Annotated in this window: 20 protein-coding genes and 2 pseudogenes; 11 read left to right on the forward strand and 11 right to left on the reverse strand. The window is 40.2% G+C overall.

All coding sequences use genetic code 11. The features are described from left to right. Nucleotides 1–302: 302 nt before the first annotated feature. The 5 genes from mnmA to H5158_RS05370 all read left to right on the forward strand — a co-directional run bounded on the left by mnmA (nucleotide 303) and on the right by H5158_RS05370 (nucleotide 5,107). A complete protein-coding gene (mnmA, locus tag H5158_RS05350) occupies nucleotides 303–1,403 on the forward strand; it encodes a tRNA 2-thiouridine(34) synthase MnmA (RefSeq protein WP_182739618.1) in 1,101 nt (366 codons plus the stop codon). Then, nucleotides 1,403–2,005 carry a high frequency lysogenization protein HflD gene (gene hflD / locus H5158_RS05355; protein WP_149982535.1) on the forward strand — a complete coding sequence of 201 codons (603 nt, stop codon included), beginning with the start codon at nucleotides 1,403–1,405 and terminating at the stop codon, nucleotides 2,003–2,005. Before mnmA ends, hflD begins: the two co-directional genes overlap by 1 nt. Before the next feature lie 32 nt (nucleotides 2,006–2,037). Beyond that, nucleotides 2,038–3,408: an adenylosuccinate lyase gene (gene purB, locus H5158_RS05360; protein ID WP_182739619.1), complete on the forward strand. Its 1,371-nt coding sequence runs from the start codon at nucleotides 2,038–2,040 to the stop codon at nucleotides 3,406–3,408. An 82-nt stretch (nucleotides 3,409–3,490) separates the two neighbouring features. Next, complete coding sequence (locus H5158_RS05365; protein ID WP_182739620.1) at nucleotides 3,491–4,636, forward strand: cupin domain-containing protein; 1,146 nt, start codon at nucleotides 3,491–3,493, stop codon at nucleotides 4,634–4,636. A gap of 12 nt (nucleotides 4,637–4,648) precedes the next feature. Next, nucleotides 4,649–5,107, forward strand: coding sequence for a GNAT family N-acetyltransferase (locus H5158_RS05370; RefSeq protein WP_145233126.1), 459 nt, complete (start codon nucleotides 4,649–4,651; stop codon nucleotides 5,105–5,107). A 179-nt stretch (nucleotides 5,108–5,286) separates the two neighbouring features. Here the strand turns inward: H5158_RS05370 and H5158_RS05375 are convergent, their stop codons facing one another. The 4 genes from H5158_RS05375 to H5158_RS05390 all read right to left on the reverse strand — a co-directional run bounded on the left by H5158_RS05375 (nucleotide 5,287) and on the right by H5158_RS05390 (nucleotide 8,547). Further along, the gene (locus H5158_RS05375; RefSeq protein ID WP_220491234.1) at nucleotides 5,287–5,742 is read right to left on the reverse strand and encodes a DUF4826 family protein; all 456 of its coding nucleotides are present in this window, start codon (nucleotides 5,740–5,742) and stop codon (nucleotides 5,287–5,289) included. A gap of 230 nt (nucleotides 5,743–5,972) precedes the next feature. Next, nucleotides 5,973–6,764: an SDR family oxidoreductase gene (locus tag H5158_RS05380; protein ID WP_182739621.1), complete on the reverse strand. Its 792-nt coding sequence runs from the start codon at nucleotides 6,762–6,764 to the stop codon at nucleotides 5,973–5,975. A 19-nt stretch (nucleotides 6,765–6,783) separates the two neighbouring features. Beyond that, complete coding sequence (locus H5158_RS05385; protein WP_182739622.1) at nucleotides 6,784–7,287, reverse strand: DUF962 domain-containing protein; 504 nt, start codon at nucleotides 7,285–7,287, stop codon at nucleotides 6,784–6,786. A 585-nt stretch (nucleotides 7,288–7,872) separates the two neighbouring features. Beyond that, nucleotides 7,873–8,547, reverse strand: coding sequence for a Crp/Fnr family transcriptional regulator (locus H5158_RS05390; protein WP_182739623.1), 675 nt, complete (start codon nucleotides 8,545–8,547; stop codon nucleotides 7,873–7,875). 51 nt (nucleotides 8,548–8,598) lie between these two features. Here H5158_RS05390 and H5158_RS05395 point away from each other — a divergent pair, with 51 nt between their 5' ends. Next, on the forward strand, nucleotides 8,599–9,909 hold the full coding sequence (locus H5158_RS05395; RefSeq protein WP_145233121.1) for an amidohydrolase: 1,311 nt from the start codon (nucleotides 8,599–8,601) through the stop codon (nucleotides 9,907–9,909). A gap of 107 nt (nucleotides 9,910–10,016) precedes the next feature. Here the strand turns inward: H5158_RS05395 and H5158_RS05400 are convergent, their stop codons facing one another. Beyond that, nucleotides 10,017–11,906, reverse strand: a complete 1,890-nt coding sequence (locus H5158_RS05400; RefSeq protein ID WP_310736695.1) for a peptidase M61 — start codon at nucleotides 11,904–11,906, stop codon at nucleotides 10,017–10,019. A 387-nt stretch (nucleotides 11,907–12,293) separates the two neighbouring features. On the opposite strand from H5158_RS05400, the gene H5158_RS05405 reads away from it, so the two are divergent. Beyond that, entirely contained in the window at nucleotides 12,294–12,923 is a 630-nt protein-coding gene (locus tag H5158_RS05405) for a trimeric intracellular cation channel family protein (protein WP_182717403.1), read from the forward strand. Nucleotides 12,924–12,927: 4 nt separating this feature from the next. Here the strand turns inward: H5158_RS05405 and H5158_RS23655 are convergent. Beyond that, nucleotides 12,928–13,145: pseudogene (locus H5158_RS23655) on the reverse strand (ClbS/DfsB family four-helix bundle protein); the annotation flags it as partial. Here H5158_RS23655 and H5158_RS23285 point away from each other — a divergent pair. Continuing rightward, a pseudogene (locus H5158_RS23285) lies at nucleotides 13,142–13,372 on the forward strand (EamA family transporter); the annotation flags it as partial. The pseudogenes H5158_RS23655 and H5158_RS23285 overlap by 4 nt on opposite strands. A 47-nt stretch (nucleotides 13,373–13,419) precedes the next feature. On the opposite strand, the gene H5158_RS05415 reads toward H5158_RS23285, so the two are convergent. Continuing rightward, nucleotides 13,420–13,839, reverse strand: a complete 420-nt coding sequence (locus tag H5158_RS05415; protein ID WP_182717402.1) for an MAPEG family protein — start codon at nucleotides 13,837–13,839, stop codon at nucleotides 13,420–13,422. Between the two features lie 279 nt (nucleotides 13,840–14,118). Here H5158_RS05415 and H5158_RS05420 point away from each other — a divergent pair, with 279 nt between their 5' ends. After that, nucleotides 14,119–15,285 (forward strand): DUF3103 family protein, encoded by a 1,167-nt coding sequence (locus tag H5158_RS05420; RefSeq protein ID WP_182739624.1) that lies wholly within the window; start codon nucleotides 14,119–14,121, stop codon nucleotides 15,283–15,285. A gap of 300 nt (nucleotides 15,286–15,585) precedes the next feature. On the opposite strand, the gene H5158_RS05425 is transcribed toward H5158_RS05420, so the two are convergent. The 4 genes from H5158_RS05425 to H5158_RS05440 form a co-directional block, all read right to left on the reverse strand. Beyond that, on the reverse strand, nucleotides 15,586–16,707 hold the full coding sequence (locus H5158_RS05425) for an ABC transporter permease (protein WP_182739625.1): 1,122 nt from the start codon (nucleotides 16,705–16,707) through the stop codon (nucleotides 15,586–15,588). A gap of 2 nt (nucleotides 16,708–16,709) precedes the next feature. Next, nucleotides 16,710–19,499 carry a ribosome-associated ATPase/putative transporter RbbA gene (gene rbbA / locus H5158_RS05430; RefSeq protein ID WP_182739626.1) on the reverse strand — a complete coding sequence of 930 codons (2,790 nt, stop codon included), beginning with the start codon at nucleotides 19,497–19,499 and terminating at the stop codon, nucleotides 16,710–16,712. Then, nucleotides 19,499–20,503, reverse strand: a complete 1,005-nt coding sequence (locus H5158_RS05435) for an HlyD family secretion protein (RefSeq protein WP_128583623.1) — start codon at nucleotides 20,501–20,503, stop codon at nucleotides 19,499–19,501. Before H5158_RS05435 ends, rbbA begins: the two co-directional genes overlap by 1 nt. A 355-nt stretch (nucleotides 20,504–20,858) precedes the next feature. Next, a complete protein-coding gene (locus H5158_RS05440) occupies nucleotides 20,859–21,872 on the reverse strand; it encodes an endonuclease/exonuclease/phosphatase family protein (protein WP_182739627.1) in 1,014 nt (337 codons plus the stop codon). Nucleotides 21,873–22,106: 234 nt separating this feature from the next. Between H5158_RS05440 and H5158_RS05445 the strand changes: the two genes are divergently transcribed. After that, nucleotides 22,107–23,369 (forward strand): valine--pyruvate transaminase, encoded by a 1,263-nt coding sequence (locus H5158_RS05445; RefSeq protein ID WP_182739628.1) that lies wholly within the window; start codon nucleotides 22,107–22,109, stop codon nucleotides 23,367–23,369. Between the two features lie 408 nt (nucleotides 23,370–23,777). After that, entirely contained in the window at nucleotides 23,778–24,977 is a 1,200-nt protein-coding gene (locus tag H5158_RS05450; RefSeq protein ID WP_013464769.1) for an Nramp family divalent metal transporter, read from the forward strand. Nucleotides 24,978–24,996: the final 19 nt, after the last annotated feature.

The following is a 24,996-nucleotide window of genomic DNA, read 5'->3' on the forward strand; positions in this document are numbered from 1 at the left end:
TTTAAGTTTCACTATCGCTGAAAGAGCCTTTGCAACTTAAACTCAGCCATATCAAGCTTAGAAGCTAAACTTATAGCCTTAACCCCCCGTATATCCTTAATGCTCAATTACGCAAAGATTTTTATACACACTTAACCCCACGACAAAACTCATATTTTGGGTGGCTTGGCTGTCGATTTACATGCTATAATCGCGGCCTTTCATAGCCTATGTAGTCAATCAAGGTTGCTTTTATCACCCTGTTTTGTTCGCATAAGCTCTAGTAGTGTAAATGACAGCAACCTGTATAAGCGAAATTATCCATGAGCGAAAATAGTCACATTAAAGTCATCGTTGGCATGTCCGGCGGTGTTGATTCTTCTGTATCAGCTTATTTATTAAAACAACAAGGCTATCAAGTTGAAGGCCTGTTTATGAAAAACTGGGAAGAAGATGATAATGATGAATATTGCGCTGCTGCCGACGATTTAAAAGACGCGCAAGCAGTCTGTGACAAGCTGGGGATTGAACTACACACAGTTAATTTTGCCGCAGAATATTGGGATAACGTATTTGAGTACTTTCTTGCTGAATATAAAGCAGGCCGTACGCCAAATCCTGACATCATGTGTAATAAAGAAATCAAATTCAAAGCTTTTTTAGAATTTGCAGCAACGGCGCTTGGCGCTGATTTTATAGCCACGGGCCATTATGTACGCCGTGAATTACGCGATGATAAATACGTTATGTGTCGTGGTCTTGATGATAACAAAGACCAAAGCTACTTTTTATACACATTAAGTCATGAACATATTGCACAAACGCTGTTCCCAGTTGGTGATATTGCCAAACCTGAAGTGCGTCGCATTGCTGAAGAGCAAGACTTAATTACCCACGATAAAAAAGACAGTACCGGTATTTGCTTTATCGGTGAGCGTAAGTTTAAAGACTTCCTACAAAAATTCTTACCTGCACAACCGGGTGTTATTGAAGACACAGACGGTAACAACGTTGGTGAGCACGAAGGCTTAATGTATCACACTCTCGGTCAACGCAAAGGTTTGCTAATTGGTGGCATGAGAGAAGGCTCTGGCGAACCATGGTATGTAGTAGATAAAGACTTAGAACGCAACGTATTGATTGTTGGTCAAGGTAAAGACCATCCGCGTCTTTACAGCAATGGACTAAATGCCAACCAATTACACTGGGTTGATCGTGTTGGGCCAAAAGGTACCACCCGCTGCACGGTAAAAACTCGCTATCGTCAAGAAGACCTAAACTGTACGCTGCTCGTTGGCGATGATGGTTTTGCCCGAGTATTATTTGATGAACCACAAAAAGCAGTAACCCCAGGACAATCTGCGGTATTTTATGCCAACGAAATATGTTTAGGTGGCGGTATTATTGATTCGGTGATCAAATAATGAATGAACACCAAGTCATGGCATTAGCAGCCATGTGCCAAGTTGCTAAACAAGTTCAAAAAATAGCGCAGTACGGCAGTAGCAACGATTACGAATTAGAAAAACTATTAACCAGTATTGTACAAACCTCCCCTGATTCACCCAGTGATGTGTATCAAGGCACTGAGAATCTAAGAGATGGTTATAAAATCTTACTTGATCAACTCAGTGCAGGTGAAAAGAAAGATGTTGAAATCGTCAAATACGTTGGCGGTTTAATGCAACTTGAGCGTGCACTGAGCGCAAAAGCAAGTAGCTTAGCAGAGCTTGGTAAAAGCATTGATGATATCAAGCGACGTCTTGATCACTTTGCTATTACTGATGACACTGTTATTACGGCTCTTGCCGATATTTATTCAAAGGTGCTTAGCCCCCTAGGGCACCGAATTCAGGTTTATGGCAAGCCTGACTTACTAAAACAGCAATTAGTACAACACAAAATACGTGCATTATTATTAGCAGGTATTCGCAGTGCAGTATTATGGCGACAAATGGGCGGTAAACGCCGTCACTTTTTCTTTGCGAAAAGAAGAATTATCGCCATTGCTAAAAACCATATTTAATTATCGTTCAAAACTAAAATTTAGGAGTTATTATGGAGCTTTCAGCGTTAACAGCTATCTCTCCGGTGGATGGTCGCTACGGCAGCAAAACCACTGAACTACGCAGTATTTTCAGCGAATTTGGCTTGATAAAATACCGTGTAACAGTCGAAGTTCGTTGGTTACAAGCCCTTGCAGCAGCTGATGCGATCAAAGAAGTACCGGCATTTAGCGACGAAGCCAATGCTTTACTTAACGCGATTGTTGATAACTTCAGCGAAGCCGATGCGCAACGTGTAAAAGATATCGAGCGTACTACAAACCACGATGTTAAAGCCGTTGAATACTTATTAAAAGAAAAAGTAGCTGACAACGCCGAGTTACATGCAATTAATGAATTTATTCACTTTGCATGTACATCAGAAGACATCAATAACCTGTCTCACGGTTTAATGCTCACTGAAGCACGTAACGAAGTATTACTTCCTTACTGTGATCAACTACTTAATGCAATTAAAGAAAAAGCCATTGAGTACAAAGCAGTACCTATGATGACACGTACTCACGGTCAACCTGCAACACCTTCAACTATGGGCAAAGAATTTGCCAACGTATATATGCGTTTAAAGCGTCAACGTGACCAAATTGAACAAGTTGAAATGCTAGGTAAAATCAACGGTGCAGTAGGTAACTACAATGCTCACCTCAGTGCCTACCCTGATTACGATTGGCACAATCATGCTGAGCAATTTGTAACTAGCCTAGGGTTAACATTCAACCCATTTACAACGCAAATTGAACCGCACGACTACATTGCCGAGTTATTTGATGCGATTGCTCGCTTTAACACTATCTTATTAGATTTTGACCGTGATGCATGGGGCTATATAGCGCTAAATCACTTTAAACAAAAAACCATTGCGGGTGAAATTGGTTCATCAACTATGCCACATAAAGTTAACCCGATTGATTTTGAAAACTCAGAAGGTAACTTAGGCCTAGCAAATGCTATTTTCGCTCATCTAGCGCAAAAGCTGCCGGTATCTCGCTGGCAACGTGACCTTACTGACTCAACAGTACTGCGTAACTTAGGTGTTGGTATGGGTTATGCGCTAATTGCATACCAATCAACCCTAAAAGGTGTAAGCAAGTTAGAAGTAAACGAGCAACGTTTACTTGACGAGTTAGATCAGAACTGGGAACTGCTAGCAGAGCCAATTCAGACGGTAATGCGTAAATACGGTATCGAAAAACCATACGAAAAGCTAAAAGATTTAACCCGTGGTAAACGTGTAAATCAAGAGATCATGGCTGACTTCATCGATGGTTTAGAGTTACCGGAAGAAGCAAAAGTAGAAATGAAAAAACTAACACCGGCTAACTATATTGGTCGTGCTGTCGAGTTTATCGACAACCTAGTTTAAGCTTTCTGCGACAACTTATTTTATATACACTATAAAGCGAAAGGCTCTTGCCTTTCGCTTTTTTCATTTTAATGGGCGCAGCATGTATCAATTAACGATTAACGACTTATCCGAGCAAGACTTTCTAACACAGTATTGGCAAAAAAAACCGCTCTTGATCAAGCAAGGGTTTACAGACTTTGCCGACCCGCTTGATGCTAATGAGCTTGCCGGTCTTGCCATGGAAGAGAGCATTGAATCGCGTATTATCACTAATCATGATAATGACTGGCAAGCGCATCATGGCCCATTTGAAGATTTTGAATTACTAACCGAGCAACATTCTACCCTACTCGTACAAGCAGTCGATCATTGGCATCCTAATGCTGCGCAGCTGCTGGAACCATTTCGGTTTATTCCTAATTGGCGTATTGATGACCTAATGATCAGCTTTTCAACGCCTGGGGGTGGAGTCGGTCCGCATTTAGATCAATACGACGTATTTATTATTCAAGGTGAAGGCAAGCGTCATTGGCGTGTCGGTATGCCAGATAATAAACTAAAACAATTTGCACAAAATAAAAGTTTATTACAAGTTGAACAATTTCCAGCCGTGATTGATTGCATCCTAGAACCAGGCGATATTTTATACATCCCGCCGGGCTGTCCACATGAAGGTTATGCTGTAGAAAACGCATTAAACTACTCGATCGGATTTCGTGCACCAAATCAACGCGATCTATTATCAAACTTTGCTGATCACATTATTGATAAAGAAGCGGGAAATAGCCGTTATCAAGACCCTGCAATAACACTGCGCGATTCTAAAGGTGAGATCCAAGCTTGCGAAGTCGAAAACATTAAACTATTAATGCAAGCGGCCCTAAATGACGATGCATTACTTAAATCTTGGTTAGGTAATACACTTAGTCAACCTAAGCATGAAATGGATTTAATGCCACCAGAAGATTTATTTGATAGTGAGCAAATAGCTGAGCTATTGAATGATAATGATGTGATTTTTGAGCGCCTCGGTGGCACCCGTGCATTGTATCAAGTTTTTGAAAATGAAATACTTCTCAGCGTAAATGGTGAAAACTACCCGCTCCCTGTTAGTGACTTAACTGCGGTTAAATTACTCACTGACCACACTATGGTGACAGCAGAGCAACTAAATAGTTCAAAAAATAGTTTAGTTTTTATACAAACCTTTACTACACTAATTAATGAGGGGATTTGGTTTTGCTAGGAGTGTGTTTGTATGGGCTATCATATCAACAAGGTAGAATGGGATATAGGTAAGGAGTTACTACAACAGATCAGAGAGCGGGTATTTGTATGTGAACTACATATTCCCAAACATATCGAGTTTGATAATCTTGATAGGTATGCTCATCATATACTGGTAACAGATGACAGCCAAGGCCCAGTTGCAACAGGCCGATTATGTAGCGATGGCCTTATTGGCCGTATTGCGGTGCTGCCAGAGCACCGTAATCGCTCCGTCTATCGTTCATTGCTGAATTATATCGTTGAGCTTGCACAACAGCAAGGTTGTGATTGCGTCAGCATTAATTGTATTTTAAATGAGGTAGAACGGTTTAAACGTAATGGCTTTGAACAACAAGGTTGTGTGTTTATGGAAGCAGGTATTCCACGGCTTCGTATGCAATGCCCCATTAATAAATTCAATACGAAACCATTTACACTGGTGCATTGATAAAAATTTATTAAAAATGGCCATCCTAGCGAGTTAAAAACCACCAATTTAATGCAATAGGCATAAAAAAAAGCGAACATATTAATGTGTAACTCCACATAACACGTTCGCTTTTTTAATTTTTAAAGCTGTTTTTTATATTAAAATCTTTAAGTTAAAATTATAAATAAGCTTTCAGATTAATTAACTTCATTTGCCCACAGCTGTTCTTTTTCGTACATTTCATAAATACCATGCGCACGATTAATTAGTAGGTTTGCAAAATCAACTTTAGTTTTATCGTGTCCACCAGTTTGCATAATTTGATCTGCTTTTAACTGCCATTGCAGAGAAAAATATCGCAGCGCATCACGCGCATTTTCGGCAACTGATGCTAACGCATGATCCGTTGGTAAGCGACCGGTGATAACCCAATAACTTTTACCGTCTTGGCCTTTAAACTTCCATAGGGCACATAACGGAGCGATAAAGCGGCTTTCTTTTTCTAGCAAAGTTTTTGGCATTACGCCCTTCTCTGCTAAATGCTTTTGTGCATTTTGAAAACACTCACGTTGCCATGCAATACTTTGCTGCTTTGCTTGTTCTTGTTCTTCTGGTGTTAATTCTTTAAGTTGTTTTTGTTCCACAGTATTCATCACTCGTTTACATCATTTTAGCTACTTTAAGGGCATATAATTATCGGTGCAAGTATAAAAGACCAATTCCAGCGAGATCATAAACGATCGCCTGTTTTTTCTACACTCTAACCCATCGTTCTACGCACAACTGTTTACTAATACAGCAAAAACATCAATTTATAGCTAATTTATAAACTATAAAGCCGCTGTTAATGCATACCAGCACGACGGTATTATTCATCGTTTGTTTAACGATAATTCTTTTTCGCTGTCATACGATTAAAAAAGCTAGGAAAGAAACGTTTTATAGTCGGAGCCCAGCCACTGATCCCCTCGCCAACCACCACTTCATCTTTACGTTTAGCTATTGCACTGACCATTTGCTTTACAGCAGCCGTTACATCCATACCATTTTCAATGGAGTGTTCAGCCTTATTTTGCGCAATACCATGTTCATTAAGTGAATTATGAGCAATAGCCGTTTTTATAGAGCCTGGGCAGATAGTCAAACAATGAATGTTTTTATCGGCCACTTCAGCTCGCAAACAATCCATAAAACCAACAACTGCATATTTAGAGCCTGAGTAACCGGTTCTGAATTTAGAGCCAACTTTACCTGCGACACTACTGATTGATACTACACAGCCGCCGCCATTTTTAACCATACTCGGTAATACCGCTTTAGTTAGCGCAATCAAACCAAAATAGTTAACTTCCATAAGTTGACGATACACAATAAATTCATTTTCTAAAAACAAACTACGCTGCGACACGCCACCATTATTAATTAAAATATCAACGTTACCAATCGTAGCCATACTATTTGTAACATACTCAAGTACCCGTTCAGGTTGTGATAAATCAAGAGGTATTACTTTGTGTTGTCCAGCCGGTAACTCGCTACAAAGTTGATTTAGTTTATCTGCACTTCTGGCTGATAAAATAATATTAGCGCCTAAGTGTGCTAACTGTATCGCTAACTCTTTACCAATACCTGATGATGCCCCGGTGATCCACACCGTTTTATTATTAAAGTTCATGCTCTACCTATGATTATTATTAAGGCTTTGTAGGACCCGCAATGTCTGTGATCTGTTGCTCAAGTTGTTTATATAGTCCGAGTAAAAAAAGCGCCTCAACAAGCACAAATAATGGCCCAATGATAAGCCCGATTAAGTCATCAACAAAAGCTGGTTTTTTACCTTCAAAATAATGCCCAATAAACTGTAAAACCCAGCCAAACACAAAAACACCTATACTAACAGCTAACCAGCTAGTAAAACTAAGTGATGCAATTGGCGCAGCCGCTATACTCATTACTACTAAAATAACAGCCATTATCAAACCTAGTGAGACATTAAGCAGTAAATAATAAATCACAGTAGCTAACACAAAAACATGAGCGCCATTGATAACATGATCAGCAACCGGTAAATAAATACGCGCTAATAAACACAATACAGCGTATACAATGAGTGGAATACCAAAAAAGTGTGTGAGTACATTGCGTTTTGAACGGTGATATAAGCCATAATTGCCCAGTTGTTGTTGCAGTGTTTTCATTTTCTCTACTTTATATAATTATCTTATTATTTACTTTAGCAGTTAACACAACGCGAGAATGTCTTCTACCCGACATTTGTAAAATCCACTTATACAAATGCGCTTATGATTTTACCTTTATCGTGATCTGGAGTTTTAGATTGTAACTCACGGCCTTTTTGATATTCTTGTCCAAGCATTTTTTGTAACGATTCCATTTGTTTTGCTAATTCGTCATTCCCCCCTGCTGTTGTATTTTTTCTGTCAGCTTTTCAATCGCGGCCTTAAGTTCAGCTATTTTATCTTTATCAACACCTAATCGTTGATAAATAAGCGCTTCATTTGCTTTTTCTAAAAAGTCTTTCCATATGAAGGGTTTTTAAGGCTACTAACAGTATCAACTTGGCTATTTTTTGCCGTTTCTGGCAATTCGGTTGCCGCTTTAGAACGGCTTATGCTTTTCGCTTGCACAGGAGGTTATAAGGTTCTGTACGGTAATGGTTATTAAATGTTAGTGAGATCATTGCTTCAAATCCATTGATAGTTTTATTTTATAAAGCAAATTTAAGGCCAATGAACCCATATCAGGTAAAAATAATAACGCAGCTAATGTACAAGTAAAGCCAGCTGTTGTTTATCAAGAATTTCTATACGCTGGTAATGCAGGGAAATAAGCTTTTTTGCACTTAATAACTGCAAGATTTGATTAATAGTTTGACGAGTTAAATAGGTCATATCTGCGAGTTGTTGCTGCGATAACATAATAGTAGCGGTATTACTGGGCAGCGACATGGTTGCCATCATAACCAGCCGTTTACAGACTTTCTGCTGTGCAGTTAATAAAGCATGATCTTCTAATGAAGTGAACAGCAGCCGCATTTTTTGTGAAAGTAAAACACCAAAATCATGCCAATAAACAGGCGTGATTGTTAATAATTGTATCAGTGCCCGATGCGGTACATGTAGCAATCGAGCGGGTGTTTGTGCATAAACATCGTGGGTACGCAAACCACCATCAAATAAAGCAACTTCACCAAACCAAATAGCGGGATCTATAAAACTCAGTACCGCTTCTTTACCTTCTCCATTTACTCCACTGACTCGCATAACTCCATTAACAACAGCGTATAAACCCGCATTTTCATCTCCTCTTAAAAATAATGCTTCACCCGCATCGAGTTTAATTACTTTTGCATGTAACAATAGCTGGTGTTGAAATTCTTCCGAGCGGCTACTAAACCAATTTCCTTGGTTAATTATCGCACGGTCCTGTTCATTCATATCGTTTTACTCTACATTAGTTTTAATAATCAAATAATAAAAGGGATCACTATGTTACACAAAGTTATTTACAGCGGCTTATTGCTAAGTACGTTATCTGCACCAAGTTTTGCAGCAGCTCCTGATCAACAGCTCAACAAGAATCTAAAAAAAGCTAACCACAGTGTAAGTGAAAAAGTGATCACTTGGCGACGCCATCTTCACCAATACCCAGAGCTTAGTAACCGCGAATTTGAAACGGCTAAATACATTACTAAACATTTAAAAGCACTGGGGCTCGAAGTACAAACTGGGATAGCCCATACTGGTGTAGTTGCTAAACTCAAAGGTGGTAAAAAAGGCCCTTTGGTGGCACTGCGTGCCGATATGGACGCCTTGCCTGTCACTGAGCAAGTTGATTTACCGTTTGCTTCAACTCAGACCTCAACCTACCGTGGTAATGAAGTCGGTGTTATGCACGCCTGCGGCCATGATAACCATGTCGCTATTCTAATGGCTGTAGCTGAATCTTTGGCTAAAATTCAAGATGACTTAGCGGGTGATGTATTATTTGTCTTTCAACCAGCTGAAGAAGGTGCCCCAGAAGGTGAAGAAGGCGGTGCTGAACTCATGCTAAAAGAAGGCTTATTTAAAGAAAAACCTGATGCCGTGTTTGGTTTACATGTAACCAGTTCATTAAACACAGGCCAAATTGGCTTCCGTGAAGGTCCGCTTATGGCCAGTGAAGATTCATTTACAATCAATGTACAAGGCCGCCAAACTCATGGTTCACGACCATGGAATGGTGTTGATCCGATTGTGGCATCATCACAGATAATTATGGCCACACAAACAATTTCATCTCGCCAAGTTGATGTTACTAAAGCGCCGTCAGTTATTTCGTTTGGTGCTATTAATGGCGGCGTACGTTCCAATATCATTCCGGATAGTGTCGAGTTAATTGGCACGATTCGCACCTTTGACCAAGCAATGCGCGCTGATATCAAAAAGCGTTTAGTGAAAACAGCTGAAATGGTCGCTGAATCCGGTGGTGCTAAAGCTGATGTACATATCGACCACGGCTACCCTGTCACCGTAAACGATGTAAAACTCACGCAAAAAATGACGCCAACACTAACTAAAGTTGCTGGGGCTGAGAATATCATTACCACTGATTTGATCACCGGCGCTGAAGATTTCAGCTATTACGCTTTAGAAACTCCTGGATTGTTTTTCTTTTTAGGTGTTACCCCACAAGGCCAAGATGCAAAAACGGCAGCAAGTAATCATTCACCACAGTTTTTCGCTGACGAGCAAGCACTGCAATTAGGCGTGAATGCTATGACGCAGTTAGTTGTGGATTACTTTGCAATGAAAAAATAACCAGCACACCAGCGTATATGCAAAATCATAATCGGTTGGCATAGAATAAATATACCCACACTCTGTGGGTATATTTAAAAGTATTGATAAACCTATACGGACTTATTTTATCGTGCTGTTAGTAACTGTGATAAATAATCAGGCTTACCTTCAATACGTTCAAGGTGAGGATATTTAAGGCCATCATGATAATCAATCTGGATTTCACTGTACTGATCAAAGTTTTTCACCAATAGCTTAATTGGCGCTTTTGAACCTTTAGCATCTGTCACTGCATCTTTGAGTGCATCAGCACTAAACTGAGTATTATTAACGGCAATAATTTGCATACTTGGCGCAAGACCCGCATTAAATGCAGGGCTATCCCATAATACATCACGCATTTTGCCTTCTTTATTTACTGAAAAGCCCAGAGAATAAAGTAAATCAGTTGATTTATAGCGGCTTTCAATCGCTTTAATTCCATCAGATGCTTTATCGTTATAAGTCAATTTCCAACCTTGGTCTTCCAGCGACTTAGATAAGTTAACATGGCCTTTTAAACGCGAATTAATAAAGTCATCCCATTGATACTTTTCAATGCCATTAAGCGTGTTAATCACATCATCAAATTTATAGGTCAACACATTCCAATCACCCGGATTTACGCCAAAAAAGTTCTGGGCAAAATCATCTAATGAATGACTGTTGTTACTCAATTCACGTAATTTTGCATCAACTGCAAACCAAATTAATTCTCCACCAGAGTAATAGTCTTCGCTCATTTGATAACTACGATAAGGCAATGATGAACGCTGAGCGATAGTTGGATCGTTGGTTGTATCTAAAATATTACGCCATGCCATGCCAGGGCGTCCTTGGTCATAGGTTGCACCTAAACGAGCTAGCATATCCATCGCATTTTCTTGGCTCCAAAGTCCAGAACGAGCCGCAATGACTTGCCCCCAAAACTGTGTTTGCCCTTCATATACCCATAAACCATTAGCTTCTTTAACTTGGTTATAGGTCGGTGTCCATAATGCGTCAGGGCGACGATATTTACCATTCCATGAATGATTAAATTCGTGTGCTAATAAATCGCGACCGACCCATGACTTATCCCAGTCAGTAAAATAATTTTCTTTCGCGCTATTTTCACTTGAGCGATGATGTTCCATGCCGATACCGCCTAACTTATCTGTCAGGGCAAGTAAAAAGTCATAATGATCAAAGTGATGTGCACCATAAAGCGCATACATTTGTTGAATAAGCTCACGGTGTGCTGTTAACCCTTCAGCACTGATCTCAAGATCTTTTTCTTTATCGGCAAAGACATTTAAGAACACCGGAGTATCTGCATTTGGGTTTAAATCAACACGCTTATAGTGGCTACCGGCAAACATTGGCGAGTCTACAAGGTTTTCAAAATCAATTCCCTCAAAGGTAACTGTATTGCCTTTTTGCGAAGATTTTTCAAGTGCAGTAGCAAACTGCCACCCTTTTGGTAACGTTACACTCGGTTGAAATTTAATTTTACGGCTATAGTGCCCAGCAGGGTAAAGCGCTACTGTATCCCATTGTAAATTGAGCATTTCTGGCGTCATCATAACGCGCCCTTGCGCTGAACTTTGTGGTGACAAGAATTGATATTCAACATGCAACTCACGTACACCTTTAGGAACCTTAAGATTAAAAGCATATACATTGCCAGGATCTCGTTGCCATTCGATCACTTTACCTTTTGCTGACATTTTCAATCCAGCCAACTGACTTATTGGTCCAACTGGTGAGTGATGTCCAGGTATCCATTGTGGATAAAGCAAAGTCATTTCACCAGCACTAACAGGGATAGTTTCGTTTATTTTAAAAATACGATGAGCTAGATCTGTGGCATCAACCGCTATTTTTATAGTGCCGGAATATGGAGTATCAATCGGGTTTGGAACATCAGCAAACGCTGGAAGCGTAAAGCCCATAACAGAGCTGAGGGCGGCAGCAGCAAAAACATGTTTATTCACTTACTTCTCCAATTAGAGAGGCGCAAAGCACGCGCATTAGATGGGTATTATTCTGGTAATTTGAGTGCAAAACACTCGGCAACCTCCTTTTTACTTTCAGAAATTTCTGAAACAACCAACATCAGTTATAACTATAACAACAGCTAATAGCAATGATTTATGGACGAACAACCATTTAATGCGTTCAATTTATTTGCGATTTAAGTCAATTTATAGTGCCGAATTTATCTGTATCAGCGCTTATTTGCATTCTTGTACTGAGAATATAAGAGCCCTGCAAGCACTGTTTTAAAACTTAATCATGCACAATACCTATGTTCAGGCTAAATAAATCATCAGTACGCTATCCTAATAAGCTACTTTTTTGGTAATGGTATGGAGACCACAATGGCATCTGACTATTTTCATTTGTTAAATTTGATCGGGGTAGCGTTTTTTGCCATCTCAGGTACTCTGATGGGCCATGAAAAAAACATTGGAGGTTTTGGTGTTGTGGTTGTCGCGTCAGTAACAGCGCTCGGCGGTGGCACACTGCGCGACGTATTGTTAAACCAGCCAGTATTTTGGATAGCCGAACCGGATTACTTATACGCAACATACAGCGCCATATTTATCGCCGTAATATTTATTCGTCATTTACCTCACGTATCAAACTATTACATGTTGCTGGTCGATGCTTTGGGCATGGCAATTTTTAATATTGTTGGCATTGAAAAATCCTTAATCGAAGGCACTACGATGATTGTGGCTATTACTATGGGCATGACCACGGGCATCTTTGGTGGTCTAATGCGCGATGTAATATGCCGTGAAGTCCCCCTTGTCATGCGCGAAGAGCTCTACTCCACCGCGTGCCTATCTGGTGGCTTAACTTATGCCACACTGTTTCTATTAGAAGTACCTTATGTTTGGTGTATTTTAGGCGCACTCTTTATTACCGTATTTTTACGGCTCGGTTCCCTACACTGGGGATGGCAACCAAATATATTTAGAAAAAGGTCGGTTAGAAAACAATAGTTTGCTATGTGAAGTTCCGATTAAAACGCCGAACTTTTGTACGTACCTTTTTCATCGATGATGACGTATTAAACTGAATCTTACATCCCAATGTCCATTTTTCGTACCAGGTTACAGCATAAAATTCATAGTTATTTAAGCTGAAATAAGCAAGAGTATATCGTTTGCCTTAAATTCAAGCTCCATAAGTAGATCATCGTATTTCCAGTCTCGATACTCTTGTTATTGGGTCAGGATATGCTTTTTGAAATCAGGCCGTTATAGGTGGCAATATGATACTTTTAGGCACCTTGTCTTATTTTACCCCTATTTTTTCAACTGTGTTTGTCTCTATTTACTTATCCGTTGCTTTAGCTGACTCTTTTTAACAAGGTGTTGTGCTGGTGACGATTGGTTCGTTAATTTGCTTTTGGGTTTCTCGCACAAAAAAACCTGTAGTAGATAATTAAATTTAAAAACGAGAAGTAAATAATGCTTCTCGCTTTATCAGGTTTTATTAGCTGGCTAATCTTAGCCCTAGCATCACCAGCATAACTAGATTCGCAATTACGCCAATCAAAAAGAAGTAGCTACGCGGGCTGGGGTTTTTCTCGGTGGCAATTGCGTAATACAGTGCCATATGAATTAAACGTGCAATGACGTAAACCCAAATACAGATTGCAAAAACTGAACTGTGGTAATTCATCACAAAAGCAAATAAAACCGTTCCTATAAATAACGCGCTGTTTTCTAATGTGTTATGAAAGGTGCGATGCGCTCTAAATATAAAACTCTCATGAGATAGGTCTTTATCAATTTTTCCTGGCACAGCCCCAGGCTGTTTGGCTTTACTAAACGTCGCCACTGCCCACTGTACTAACATCATAATTAAATATAAATAAAATGCTATAAACGCTGAATGTGCTATATCGGTCATTGTTTAATCCTTTGTGTTGTTATTAGAGTAGTAGTTACAGCAACTATCAAGCCAAAGATAAGCCACTGATGTATATAGCAATTACTTTTTAGTAAAATAATTTTTTGTAATAGATTCATTCTTTATATAAAACTTACTCTATCACAGCGTCTTGGTATTTTTTTAGAGTCTGAGTGCAACTTAAAACCAGTACTAATTACGTATTTTATAATTTTTATTTGAATATTTATTCTAAGTGTTGTTTTATAGTGTTACTGATAACGGAACGGTAAAATAAATATGATGAATAAAATAACCAAATGCTTGGCAACCTTAGCTCTGTTGAACTGTGTATCAGCGTCCGCTTTTTCAGCTCAATATGAAATCGAAAAAGGTGAAAACTTGTCTAAGTTGGCGCAATACAAAGACGTAACCACCATTAAACGCAATTTCGCAAAACAAATAGCGCTTAATTACAGTGTATTAAACGCTGATCTTAAACAAACGCTAAGCCAATATAAACTGGTTTTGAATGCGGATCAGCTACCGTCTTTAGGCATGCACACACAACAAAATACTCGTTTAGCAAACAGCGCATTACAACAGCTTAAAGGTTTACCACAAAACACCGGTAGTTTGTTACAAGTGCGTTTGGCTAGCGATGAAATGCTTAGCGCTTGGCAGCAAGGCGAACGCCCTTTATTTGCATTTGCACCTGCTGGTGACGATTCGCAATGGAGCGAGATTGAAGCGTTCGATCAGTTTGGTGACATTCACTATCTTAGTGTTGATCAAATGCCGACCCAACCTGTATTTATTGTCGAATTAGATCAACAAAAAGTACAAGATGCGGGTATTGCAGTAATGAGAGGAATTTTATCTGCTAACAAATTCAGTAAAACCACGGTTAGTCCACAAAACCAGTTAAGCAATGAAAAACCTCTGCAAACCAGTGTATTGAAAAAAATACGCTTAGAAGATGACAAAGAACCTTGGATCTCAGGTGGTGCTGAAATTTATGCCATTGTAACGGGTATCGACCCGACACGAGATGAACCAATATTAGATATCGTTGATTTACCGTATTTAGATCATGATCAAACCGATTACAGCCCTAATCAGGTACTCATTCATTGGCAGCGTTATCGTTGGCAGGCGGTTGATTTACTCTTAATGGAACAAGATGACAACACCAACTATAAAACTTTAGCAATAAAATTATTAGAAATATCAGAGCAAGTGATGGCGAGCATTCCTGATTTACAAGCGCAGGGTTATGCCATTATCCCTAAGCTGACCAATGAACTGCTAAAAGCAATGCCGGATGAATGGTTTACTAATAATGACGATTATGTTGATGTTTTTTACACGCTGTTTGAAAACAAAGACTATCAAGAATATAAAGGAGCAAGCAGTAATGCGACCATTACGCTGTCTCCTTTAGAAATTAACCCAAGACTAAACTAAGTCATCCCCATTCGCTTAATTATTATTGCGGATGGTATCACTCCCCCATACTTCAATAGCCACCCATTAGCGCTTTAACGTTAACGGGTGGCTTTATCACAGCCACTTTTTTGAAAACACGCGTTATATTTAATACCAATCTGCTTGGATATGGGATCTATTTTAACGATAAGAAAATTGCTCTATAACTAGGCAAAATTTTTGATATCTAGTTGTTCTAAATGAAAAATTTTTAACAACGTTATAGGGTGATTTAATTCGTTAAATTGTTCAAATATTTATGCAGGTTGGTATATTACCCTAACCTTGCGCCACTGATTTACGAAAGCGCATTAATGCAACAGTAAAAAACACACTGCCAATAACAACTAACGCTAAAAAGTAAGGCCAAACTACATCCCACCCTGCCCCTCGGTATAAAATTGCTTGAGCAAATTTTACAAAATGCGTTGTTGGCGCCAATAACATAATATTTTGCACCACCTCAGGCATACTTTCTCGCGGCGTAACACCGCCAGAGAGCATTTGTAATGGTAATAAAATTAAGATCATCAATAACCCGAGTTGCGGCATGGTACGCGCCTGCGTCCCTAACAATATACCCAGTGATGTGGTCGCAAATAAATGAATAGCAACGCCAAATAAAAATAAGCCTGGCGAGCCATGAATAGGCACTTGTAACAAACCTTCGATCACAATAAATAATGAAAACGTAGTCAGTAATAAAATCACTAACCCATTGGCCCAAATTTTCGCCATCACTATTTCAAAAGGGCTTAATGGCATCACTAATAAATGCTCTAATGTGCCGTGTTCGCGTTCACGGATCACCGCGGCGCCAGTTAAAATAATCGAAATCATTGTGATCACGTTCATCAATTCCATTACGCTACCAAACCATACGCTTGTCATGTTTGGATTAAACATAATGTGCGCCGATTGCTTTATTGGCAATGAATAAACGGTTCGATAACCTTGCACAAACTCATTTACTTCGCCGTTAATAATGGTTTGAATATAGTTATCACCAATAAATGCTTGCGACATGCGCGTAGCATCTATATTTACTTGAATTGTAGGTTGCTTAGCTGCAAGTACATCACGCTCAAAATAAGGCGGGATATTAAGCACAAAAGTATAACGGCCATTATCCATAGCTGAGTCAACATCGCTTAATGAAATACTGTCTGGCGTTTTAAAGTAAGGCTCATAAAAGGCATCAATAATACGCTTGGATAATTGCGATTGGTCGTGATCAACAACTGCAATTGGTGCATTATTTAACTCTATCGACGTGGCTGAAGCCACTACATAAATCAGCCCAGTAAAAGCAAAAAAAACAAATAGCAGTAAAACCTTATCACGCCATAAACTACGCAACTCTTTAATACCTAAATTAATAATGTTTCCGCGACGTTGCATGGCTATTTGTCCTGCTTTGGAAGTAAAAATACACTGGCCAGAGTCAGCACGGGTATAAAAGCGAATAAAGGCAGTAGCTGGGCTGATAAATCAGAAAAATTAAGCGCTTTATTAAAGACCCCTCGACACGCTTCTAAAAAGTAGGTGGTCGGAAACAATTTGCCAATAATCGCCCCAAACCCTTCCAAGGAAGAAACAGGGTCAATTAGCCCACAAAAGTTAACGGCAATCATCAACACCACCACCGTAGTGGCTGCCAGTGCTGAAATTTGTGTTTTTGTAAAAGCCGAAATTAACAGCCCCACCCCCGTAGTCGCTGTAACGTATAATAATGCAGCCAAACTAAGCGCCCAAAAGCTGCCTTTTAGCGCCACACCAAACACGGTAATAGCAAGTGCGACTAAGCCAAAAAAGCTGATCATACTCACTAAAATGTAAGGCAGCTGTTTGCCAATAATAAATTCCAGCCGGTTAACCGGTGTTACATATAAGTTTATGATTGAACCCAACTCTTTTTCCCGCACTACGCCAAGCGCCATCAATATCGCAGGTATAAATACCAATAGTAGTGGAATAACCGCCGGCACCATGGCCTCAATGCTTTTAAAATCTTGGTTATAACGATATCGAGATTCAATATTAGCTGGCACTAAGTTTGGTACTTGTGCATAAGTGCGTAAAGATAAGTTGGTTAAATAGCTGTAATACACGCCGCTCATATAACCATTAATCGTTTCTGCCCTAAACGGCATAGAACCATCAATCCACACTACAATTTCAGGTTTACGGCCGCGTTTAAATTGCTGAGCAAAGTTAGGTGGAATTTCAACGGCCACGCTTAACTCACCACTGCGCATTCGTTTATCAAGTTCTTGCGGGCTTTTAATATCTGCTTTTTGAATAAAGTAACGCGAACCTGCCATATTTTGAATGTAGTTGCGGCTCTCGGGTGATTGGTCTTGATCTAGTACCGCAAAGCTTAAATCTTCAACATCAAATGTAATGCCATAACCTAAAATAAACAGCAAAATTATCGAGCCCAGCAAAGCAAACGTTAGGCGAATAGGATCGCGCCATAACTCTAGCGTTTCGCGATGCGCATAACCAAATAACCGCAACAAACTAAATGTGGGGTTAGTGTTATTTTTACGAGTAGCGGGCGCTGTAGCCAATGCTTTGGGTTTATCCGTTATCGATGCTTGTATCGCCGAGCTTGCTCCCGCTGCATTTACCGCCTCTTCTAAATATTCAATAAAGGCAGCTTCTAGTGTGTCGGTATTACGCGCTTGGCACAGTGCAGCTGGCGTATCGCTGGCAAGTATTTTACCTGCATGCATTAACGAAATTCTATCGCAACGTGCCGCTTCATCCATAAAGTGAGTCGAAATAAAAATAGTCACGCCTTGTTCGCGCGAAAGCTCTATGAGTAGCTGCCAAAAGTCATCCCTTGCAACGGGGTCTACCCCCGATGTGGGCTCATCAAGTATGAGCATTTCAGGGCTATGTACTACCGCAACAGCAAGCGATAAACGCTGGCGAATACCTAGGGGCAAATCGGTAGGAAAATCGTCACTGTATTTTTTAAGGTTAAACCGAGTAATTAAATCTTTAACGCGCGGCTCTATTTTCTCTGCGGGTAAGTGAAATAAACGCGCATGCAATACCAAGTTTTGCTTCACTGTAAGCTCGTTATAAAGCGAAAACGCTTGTGACATAAAACCAACGCGCTTGCGGCTTTCGATGTTATTGGCATCGACCTTTTCACCAAACAATTTTGCTTCGCCACTGGTTGCCGGTTGTAACCCCGTAAGCATTTTCATTGTGGTAGTTTTTCCACAGCCATTTGAGCCTAAAAAGCCAAAAATTTCACCTTGTTCAATACTCAAGCTCACCTTGTTAACGGCGGTAAAATCGCCAAATGTTTTACATAATCCATTTGCTTCTATAGCGAACTGAGTTGTTTTTATGTCTTGTTTACGAGGTGGCACAACTAACCGCTGATGATCATGGCGCTTTTCTTCAGGAAGTAATGCTATAAAGGCTTCATCAAGCGATTCTTTATTAGTTTGCGCTTTCAGGTTTTGTGGGCTGCCCGTACCGATTACTTTTCCATCGTCCATAGCAACTAGCCAGTCAAAATCATCGGCTTCTTCCATGTAGGCGGTCGCAACCAGTACGCTCATTTGTGTATTTTCAGCGCGAATACTGTTTATTAATTGCCAAAATTGACGACGCGATAGCGGATCAACTCCGGTTGTTGGCTCATCTAAAATTAATAATTGAGGGTCATGGATCAGTGCGCAGCACAAACCGAGTTTTTGTTTCATCCCGCCAGAGAGCTTTTCTGCGGGGCGATCGGCAAACGCCTCTAAGCCTGTACTTTTTAAAAGGTTATTAATTCGTTGTTTTCGCTCGGCTTTATTTTGAGAAAATAGACGACCAAAAAAATCTATATTTTCAAACACAGAAAGTGTTGGATACACATTTTTGCCAAGCCCTTGAGGCATGTAAGCAATGCGTGGCGACACCGTATTACGAAAACCACTGCTGCGCATATTGCCGTTTAATACCTCAACCTCCCCCTCTTGAATCGCCCTTGCCCCCGCTATAAGTGCCAGCAAGCTTGATTTTCCTACGCCATCAGGGCCTATAAACCCGACCATTTTCCCGGCAGGTAATGAAATACTAATGTTGTCCAGCACGCGATTATTAGCATAGCGATGGCTCACCTTAGTAAGCGTAACCACACTTTCACTTGGTGGCTTTTGAATGTTTTTATCGTCGTTATCCATTATTCAGGCACTCGTACCTGTAATGACGTAGGCCAATTTTTTTCAGGCGCTAACAACACATAAGCAAGCCCTGGCACCCCTGTTTTTACTTGTTTGATATGATCTTTTAATAACTGCGAGTCGAGCTTTACCTTAACTCTAAACATCAGTTTATCGCGCTCGTTTCGGGTTTCTACCGATTTAGGGGTAAATTGCGCCTGTGCAGATACAAACGTCACTTTAGCCGGTAATGTATACTCGGCAACAGCATCAATAACAATGCGTGCTTGTGAGCCTATTGTTACCTTGCCCGCTTGCGCTGTTGGTAAATATATACTCATATAAACATCGGTTAAATCCAATAACGATAAAACTTTACCACCACTGCCAAGCACTTCGCCAGGCTCAGCTAATCGATACAATATGCGTCCATTGATTGGTGCTGTGAGCGTGCTGTCGGCTATGTTGCTTTGTAATCGCTCAATACGTGCCTGCGCTGCTTCTATTTCAGCATCCGACTGCACAACTTTTACGTTTGCCGCGGTTAAAGCAGCTTGCGCAATAGCAGAGGTGGTTCGTTGTTGATCTACCACTTCTTTTGAAATATGGCCTTTTTCTAATAATTTTGCAGAGCGGCGCAATTCAGTTTGTGCAAAATTAAGCTCACTTTTATGCTGCTCTACAATCGCTAATGCGTATTTACGAGACTCATTAGCAACACGAAGCCCCGCCTGAGCTTCACGTAACTGTGCATTTAAATCATCAGTATCAATAACCGCTAACGTTTGACCCGCTTTGACCATATCGCCTTCTTGCACCATAACGTCAACTAAGCGGCCCGGTAATTTTGTAGCAATATCGTACTCAGTCGCTTCAATTCGCCCATTTCCATAGGCAACACTGTCAGGGAGTTGTTCAGCAAATGATGTAGGCTGCAAGGTTTGCCAAGCATACCAGCCAGCCCCCCCCACAATGACCAATACAGCGAGCTTACTCAAAGATTTGAACGTTGATTTAATTGTCATGTGCTAAAACTCCATGTATGTATAAAGTAATGTAAGTGAGGGTAATCAAGGTAAAAATTTTTAGGATACAGCACGCTATTTGTTATATGAAAGCAACCCTGCTTTGTAAGTACAACAAGGGTAGTTGTAATAAGCGATTTAAACGAACTTAAAAATCCACCGTCACTAATCTACCACTCTCACCGTTAATAAAGATGATGTGGATCAATATAAATTAGAGTTAATGCACTAATTATTAGTGATTTTTTAAAACAGCAGGATAAAAGAAAGGGAAAACATCAAGGCACCTACTGAGCGCCTTAATATTAATTATGTCAGCGGCAAATTAGCTTGCAATTTATAGTAACAAAATCCGCTACGACCTTAATGCTAAGCTAATCAATACCACGCCATGATCTGTGCTTAAATCATCACGCTCAAATTCAGGGTTAATTAAATGACGATCATAAGTATGGTAATGGCTCACCTCAAAAAAGCTGTCGTCGTAACTTGAGTCAAACTCGCAAGACAACAAAATGTAGTCAAGCACTGAACTGCTCGCGCCAAAATAATGGGTAGGCTTTCGCTTTAAATCCACTGTATTTTCATTATTTTGATTAGCCAAATTTAATTGCGACCTTGCAAATAACTGCCATGCGTCGTTAAGGCAATATTTTGCAAGGTAAGTGTTACTGTCAAACGTGGGGGCAAAGCGCAGTGTATTTGTTAGTAAATGGCTTAAAACGCCATCAGCTAAGTCGTTGTTAAAATCGCCCATTAAAACCATTGGATTTTGTGTAGATTCGCGGCGCGCAATGATGTCTATCATCAGTAATGTGGCTTCACTGCCGCGCTGAATAGTTGAGCCCCAACTCCCTGCTATATCGGCTTTTAATAGCTCGATAATATTTTTTTCGGGTGTGAGGTCTTTGTTTTGCTCATCAAGCTCTATCATTGAGCGCTTAGACTTAAAATGCACCACATAACAATCCGTGTTGCCGATATGTGGTAAAGTTATTGTAGCTCTAAGCACCTTTCGGCTAAATGTAAAATCCTCAGTTAAGCCAAGGGTTTTAGCAAGCTCATGGTCATGCTCAACAGTTGCCACTTCAACGATGGGGTATTTAGCAGCAAGCGCTACTACAGGGCGTTTGTAAATAAAGTCGTCGATTACCTGGGGCTCATCTACCACGGCAAAGTACGCATAACCTTGCTCTTTAACTAATTCTTTAAGCGACTCAATACTAAATACTTCTTGAAAGCCAATCACATCAGGCTGATGCTCGGTTAAGTAATTAATAAGCCAACGCTGCTTTTTAGCCCACTGCTCTGTGGTGTATATGCGTTCAAATTCATAATAGGCATTAGGCGGCTCAAGGTAATTAAACAAATTAAAAGTGGCAATTTTAAGAATCGTATCAGTAATAACCGAATCGTCTGCAGTGGTGTTTAAAGGTGTTTTAGTGTGTGATTCAAGGTTGCTGATAAGGCTGCCCTACTTAAAATAAGAAAAACGATTATAGCGGGTTATCGCTATAGTAATCTAAGCGGTGAAAATTTTTCAATATCAAATTCATAGCGTTAATTTACACTAACTTATCATTTTTTAAGGCACACGGTCATTATGGATTACTCAAACTTCGGCACTAAATTTACTCAACCTAATGGTATTACACAGTTAATGGAAGATTTAGGCGATGCTAAAAACAGTAACAATCCAAATATTGTTATGCTCGGTGGTGGTAATCCAGCCCTAGTGCCTGAGGTTAATAATATTTTTATCAATGAGTTACAAAAGCTTGTTGCTAATAATACACTTTCCAACGTATTTGGACTTTACGATGGCCCTACGGGTAATGATGCATTTCGTGCAGCTCTGGCTAAGCAACTAAGAAGTGAATACTCATGGGATTTAACCGCAAATAATATAGCGCTTGGTAATGGCAGCCAAGCCAATTTTTTTGTGTTATTTAATCTGTTAGCTGGAAGTATGCCTGATGGTAGCCATAAAAAGGTTTTATTTCCGCTGGCACCTGAATATGTAGGCTATGCAGATCAGGGCTTAACTGACGATATGTTTGTAGCAATAAAGCCCGATATCGAAATTTTAAATACTGAAAGTGGCTCAAACCAATTTAAATATATCATTGACTTTAAAGCTGTTGAGCAAGTATTAGCAAGCGACAGCAGCATTAGCGCACTGTGTGTATCGCGCCCTACTAACCCTACAGGCAATGTCATTACTGATGAAGAAGTACATCATCTCGATTTATTGGCTAAGCAATATAATATCCCACTGATCATTGATAACGCCTACGGCGACCCATTCCCTGGGTGTATTTATACCGATGTAAACTTAACCTGGAACTCAAACATTATTTTATGCATGTCGCTTTCAAAGCTTGGCCTACCGGGGTTGCGAACCGGTATTGTAGTGGCTAACAATGACATAATTAAAGCCATTGGCCGTGTAAATGGCAGTATGGTTTTATCGCCTAACAGTTTTGGCCCAAGTTTAGTAACACGCCTAATTAATGAAGATGAACTCCTCCCGCTGTGTAAAAATTCAGTGCTGCCTTTTTATCGAGAAAAAGCACAAACAGCAATGAACTTGTTTGATGAAATATTTGCCCACCTCCCCGTTTACTTACACAAAGTAGAAGGCGCATTTTTTATGTGGCTGTGGTTTAAAGAGGCAAAAATAACCAGCGAACAACTTTACCAAAAGCTTAAAGAGCAGGATGTTTATATTATTCCCGGGCATAATTTTTTTATTGGTATTGATGATGCTTGGGCACACAAACACCAGTGCATTCGCATTAATTATGCAACCGATGCCAACACTTTGCGAAAAGGCTTAGAGGCCATTAAAGCCGTGATGGCATGAATGGAGTGATATTGTGTGGGGCATTCAAACCCTTTGCGTGAATACAGTGCGTGCAAAGCGTTTATAGTGCCTATAGTTATTGGCATAAACCTGTAAACAATTTAAGGTTATTCAGTCATCCTCTAAGCCGTTAAATAAGCCCTAAACTGAGGTAAGCGGTTATTACTGTTATTTATTGATTGTATTAATTTTGTGCAAACGCGCCACACCCCCTTTAAATTTATATATAAGTTGGTATGCTACGCGACCTTTTTTAACATATGATTATCATCAAAAAAGGGTTTGCCAAGGGGCGGCTATCGCTGCAAGGCACTTAATATAAGTGGCAGCAATAATACAGGCATCGCGTTATAAAACGTTAGATGTAACTTTAAATAGCAATATACAAAAGTACTATTAAGGTCAATTATGCGATTAGGACCAGGACTACTCGTCACCGCTGCCTTCATTGGACCAGGGACTATTACGACTGCCAGCGTGGCAGGTGCAAACTTTGGTTTTGCACTAATATGGACATTACTGTTTTCAGTTATTGCCACCATATTATTACAATCTATGGCGGCGCGCCTTGGCGTAGCCACCGGGCAAGATTTAGCGCAAGCGCTAAGAGCTCACATTGAAACGCCCCTATTTAAATCTCTCGCTATATTTTTAGTGATCAGCGCCATTGGAGTAGGCAGTGCCGCCTATGAAGCTGGCAACCTTAGCGGTGCCAGCATGGGATTAATTGAAATATTCCCTCATGTTAATGCCCAGCTTTGGACGCCACTCATTGCATTTTTAAGTGCGGTGTTACTTTACAGCGGTAAACACAAAGTCGTTGAAAACGCGCTTATTTTATTAGTGATTTTAATGAGCCTAGTGTTTATCTCTACGTTAGTTATGGCTGCTCCCTCGCTGAGTGATGTGTTAGCAGGGTTTATTCCTAGTATGCCTGAGGGTTCAATTACCACCGTATTGGCATTAGTGGGCACCACCATAGTGCCGTATAACTTATTTTTACACTCAGGTGTTTTAGCTGCAAGACACGACAGCAAAAGTGATAAGCAAAAAGTCATTAAGCAAACTAATGTAGATACGGGTGTGTCTATCACCTTAGGTGGCGTGATCACGCTGGCTATTTTATCAACCGCGTCAGTGGCATTTTATGGCACAGATGCAGGGCAAATTAGCGCTGCCAACATGGCGGTACAACTTGAGCCATTACTTGGCGATGCTGCCCATTACTTTTTTGCTATTGGCTTATTTGCAGCAGGTTTAACCAGCGCAATAACAGCCCCTCTTGCCGGTGCGTATGCAGTATGTGGCATGTTAGGTTGGTCAAATAAAATGGATAACACCCGCTTTAAAAGTGTCGCCATTGTTATTTTATTATTTGGTGCAGCCGTGGCGTCTCTGGGTTTAGACCCTGTTGCCGTGATAATTTTTGCCCAAGCAGCTAATGGACTATTACTGCCTATTGTAACCACCTACCTAGTGTGGCTGGTTAACCAAAAAACAGTAATGGGCAAATACACCAACTCAATGTTGGTAAACTTACTTACTTTACCGGTGTTAGTGCTTATTTTTGGCTTAAGTGGTTACAAGCTGTTTAGTTTGATTTTTTGATACGTTTGCGAGTCTTTCC

The organism is Pseudoalteromonas sp. SR45-6, assembly GCF_014163545.1.
Lineage (GTDB): Bacteria > Pseudomonadota > Gammaproteobacteria > Enterobacterales > Alteromonadaceae > Pseudoalteromonas > Pseudoalteromonas rhizosphaerae.

Coding starts and splice junctions, on each gene's coding strand:
- H5158_RS05370 (WP_145233126.1), top strand. CDS start 4,649: ATGGGCTATCATATCAACAAGGTAGAATGGGATATAGGTAAGGAGTTA.
- H5158_RS05450 (WP_013464769.1), top strand. CDS start 23,778: ATGCGATTAGGACCAGGACTACTCGTCACCGCTGCCTTCATTGGACCA.
- H5158_RS05375 (WP_220491234.1), bottom strand. CDS start 5,742: ATGAATACTGTGGAACAAAAACAACTTAAAGAATTAACACCAGAAGAA.
- rbbA (WP_182739626.1), bottom strand. CDS start 19,499: ATGGATAACGACGATAAAAACATTCAAAAGCCACCAAGTGAAAGTGTG.
- H5158_RS05420 (WP_182739624.1), top strand. CDS start 14,119: ATGATGAATAAAATAACCAAATGCTTGGCAACCTTAGCTCTGTTGAAC.
- H5158_RS05385 (WP_182739622.1), bottom strand. CDS start 7,287: ATGAAAACACTGCAACAACAACTGGGCAATTATGGCTTATATCACCGT.
- H5158_RS05380 (WP_182739621.1), bottom strand. CDS start 6,764: ATGAACTTTAATAATAAAACGGTGTGGATCACCGGGGCATCATCAGGT.
- H5158_RS05395 (WP_145233121.1), top strand. CDS start 8,599: ATGTTACACAAAGTTATTTACAGCGGCTTATTGCTAAGTACGTTATCT.
- purB (WP_182739619.1), top strand. CDS start 2,038: ATGGAGCTTTCAGCGTTAACAGCTATCTCTCCGGTGGATGGTCGCTAC.
- H5158_RS05435 (WP_128583623.1), bottom strand. CDS start 20,503: ATGACAATTAAATCAACGTTCAAATCTTTGAGTAAGCTCGCTGTATTG.
- H5158_RS05445 (WP_182739628.1), top strand. CDS start 22,107: ATGGATTACTCAAACTTCGGCACTAAATTTACTCAACCTAATGGTATT.
- H5158_RS05415 (WP_182717402.1), bottom strand. CDS start 13,839: ATGACCGATATAGCACATTCAGCGTTTATAGCATTTTATTTATATTTA.
- H5158_RS05425 (WP_182739625.1), bottom strand. CDS start 16,707: ATGCAACGTCGCGGAAACATTATTAATTTAGGTATTAAAGAGTTGCGT.
- H5158_RS05390 (WP_182739623.1), bottom strand. CDS start 8,547: ATGAATGAACAGGACCGTGCGATAATTAACCAAGGAAATTGGTTTAGT.
- mnmA (WP_182739618.1), top strand. CDS start 303: ATGAGCGAAAATAGTCACATTAAAGTCATCGTTGGCATGTCCGGCGGT.
- H5158_RS05365 (WP_182739620.1), top strand. CDS start 3,491: ATGTATCAATTAACGATTAACGACTTATCCGAGCAAGACTTTCTAACA.
- hflD (WP_149982535.1), top strand. CDS start 1,403: ATGAATGAACACCAAGTCATGGCATTAGCAGCCATGTGCCAAGTTGCT.
- H5158_RS05405 (WP_182717403.1), top strand. CDS start 12,294: ATGGCATCTGACTATTTTCATTTGTTAAATTTGATCGGGGTAGCGTTT.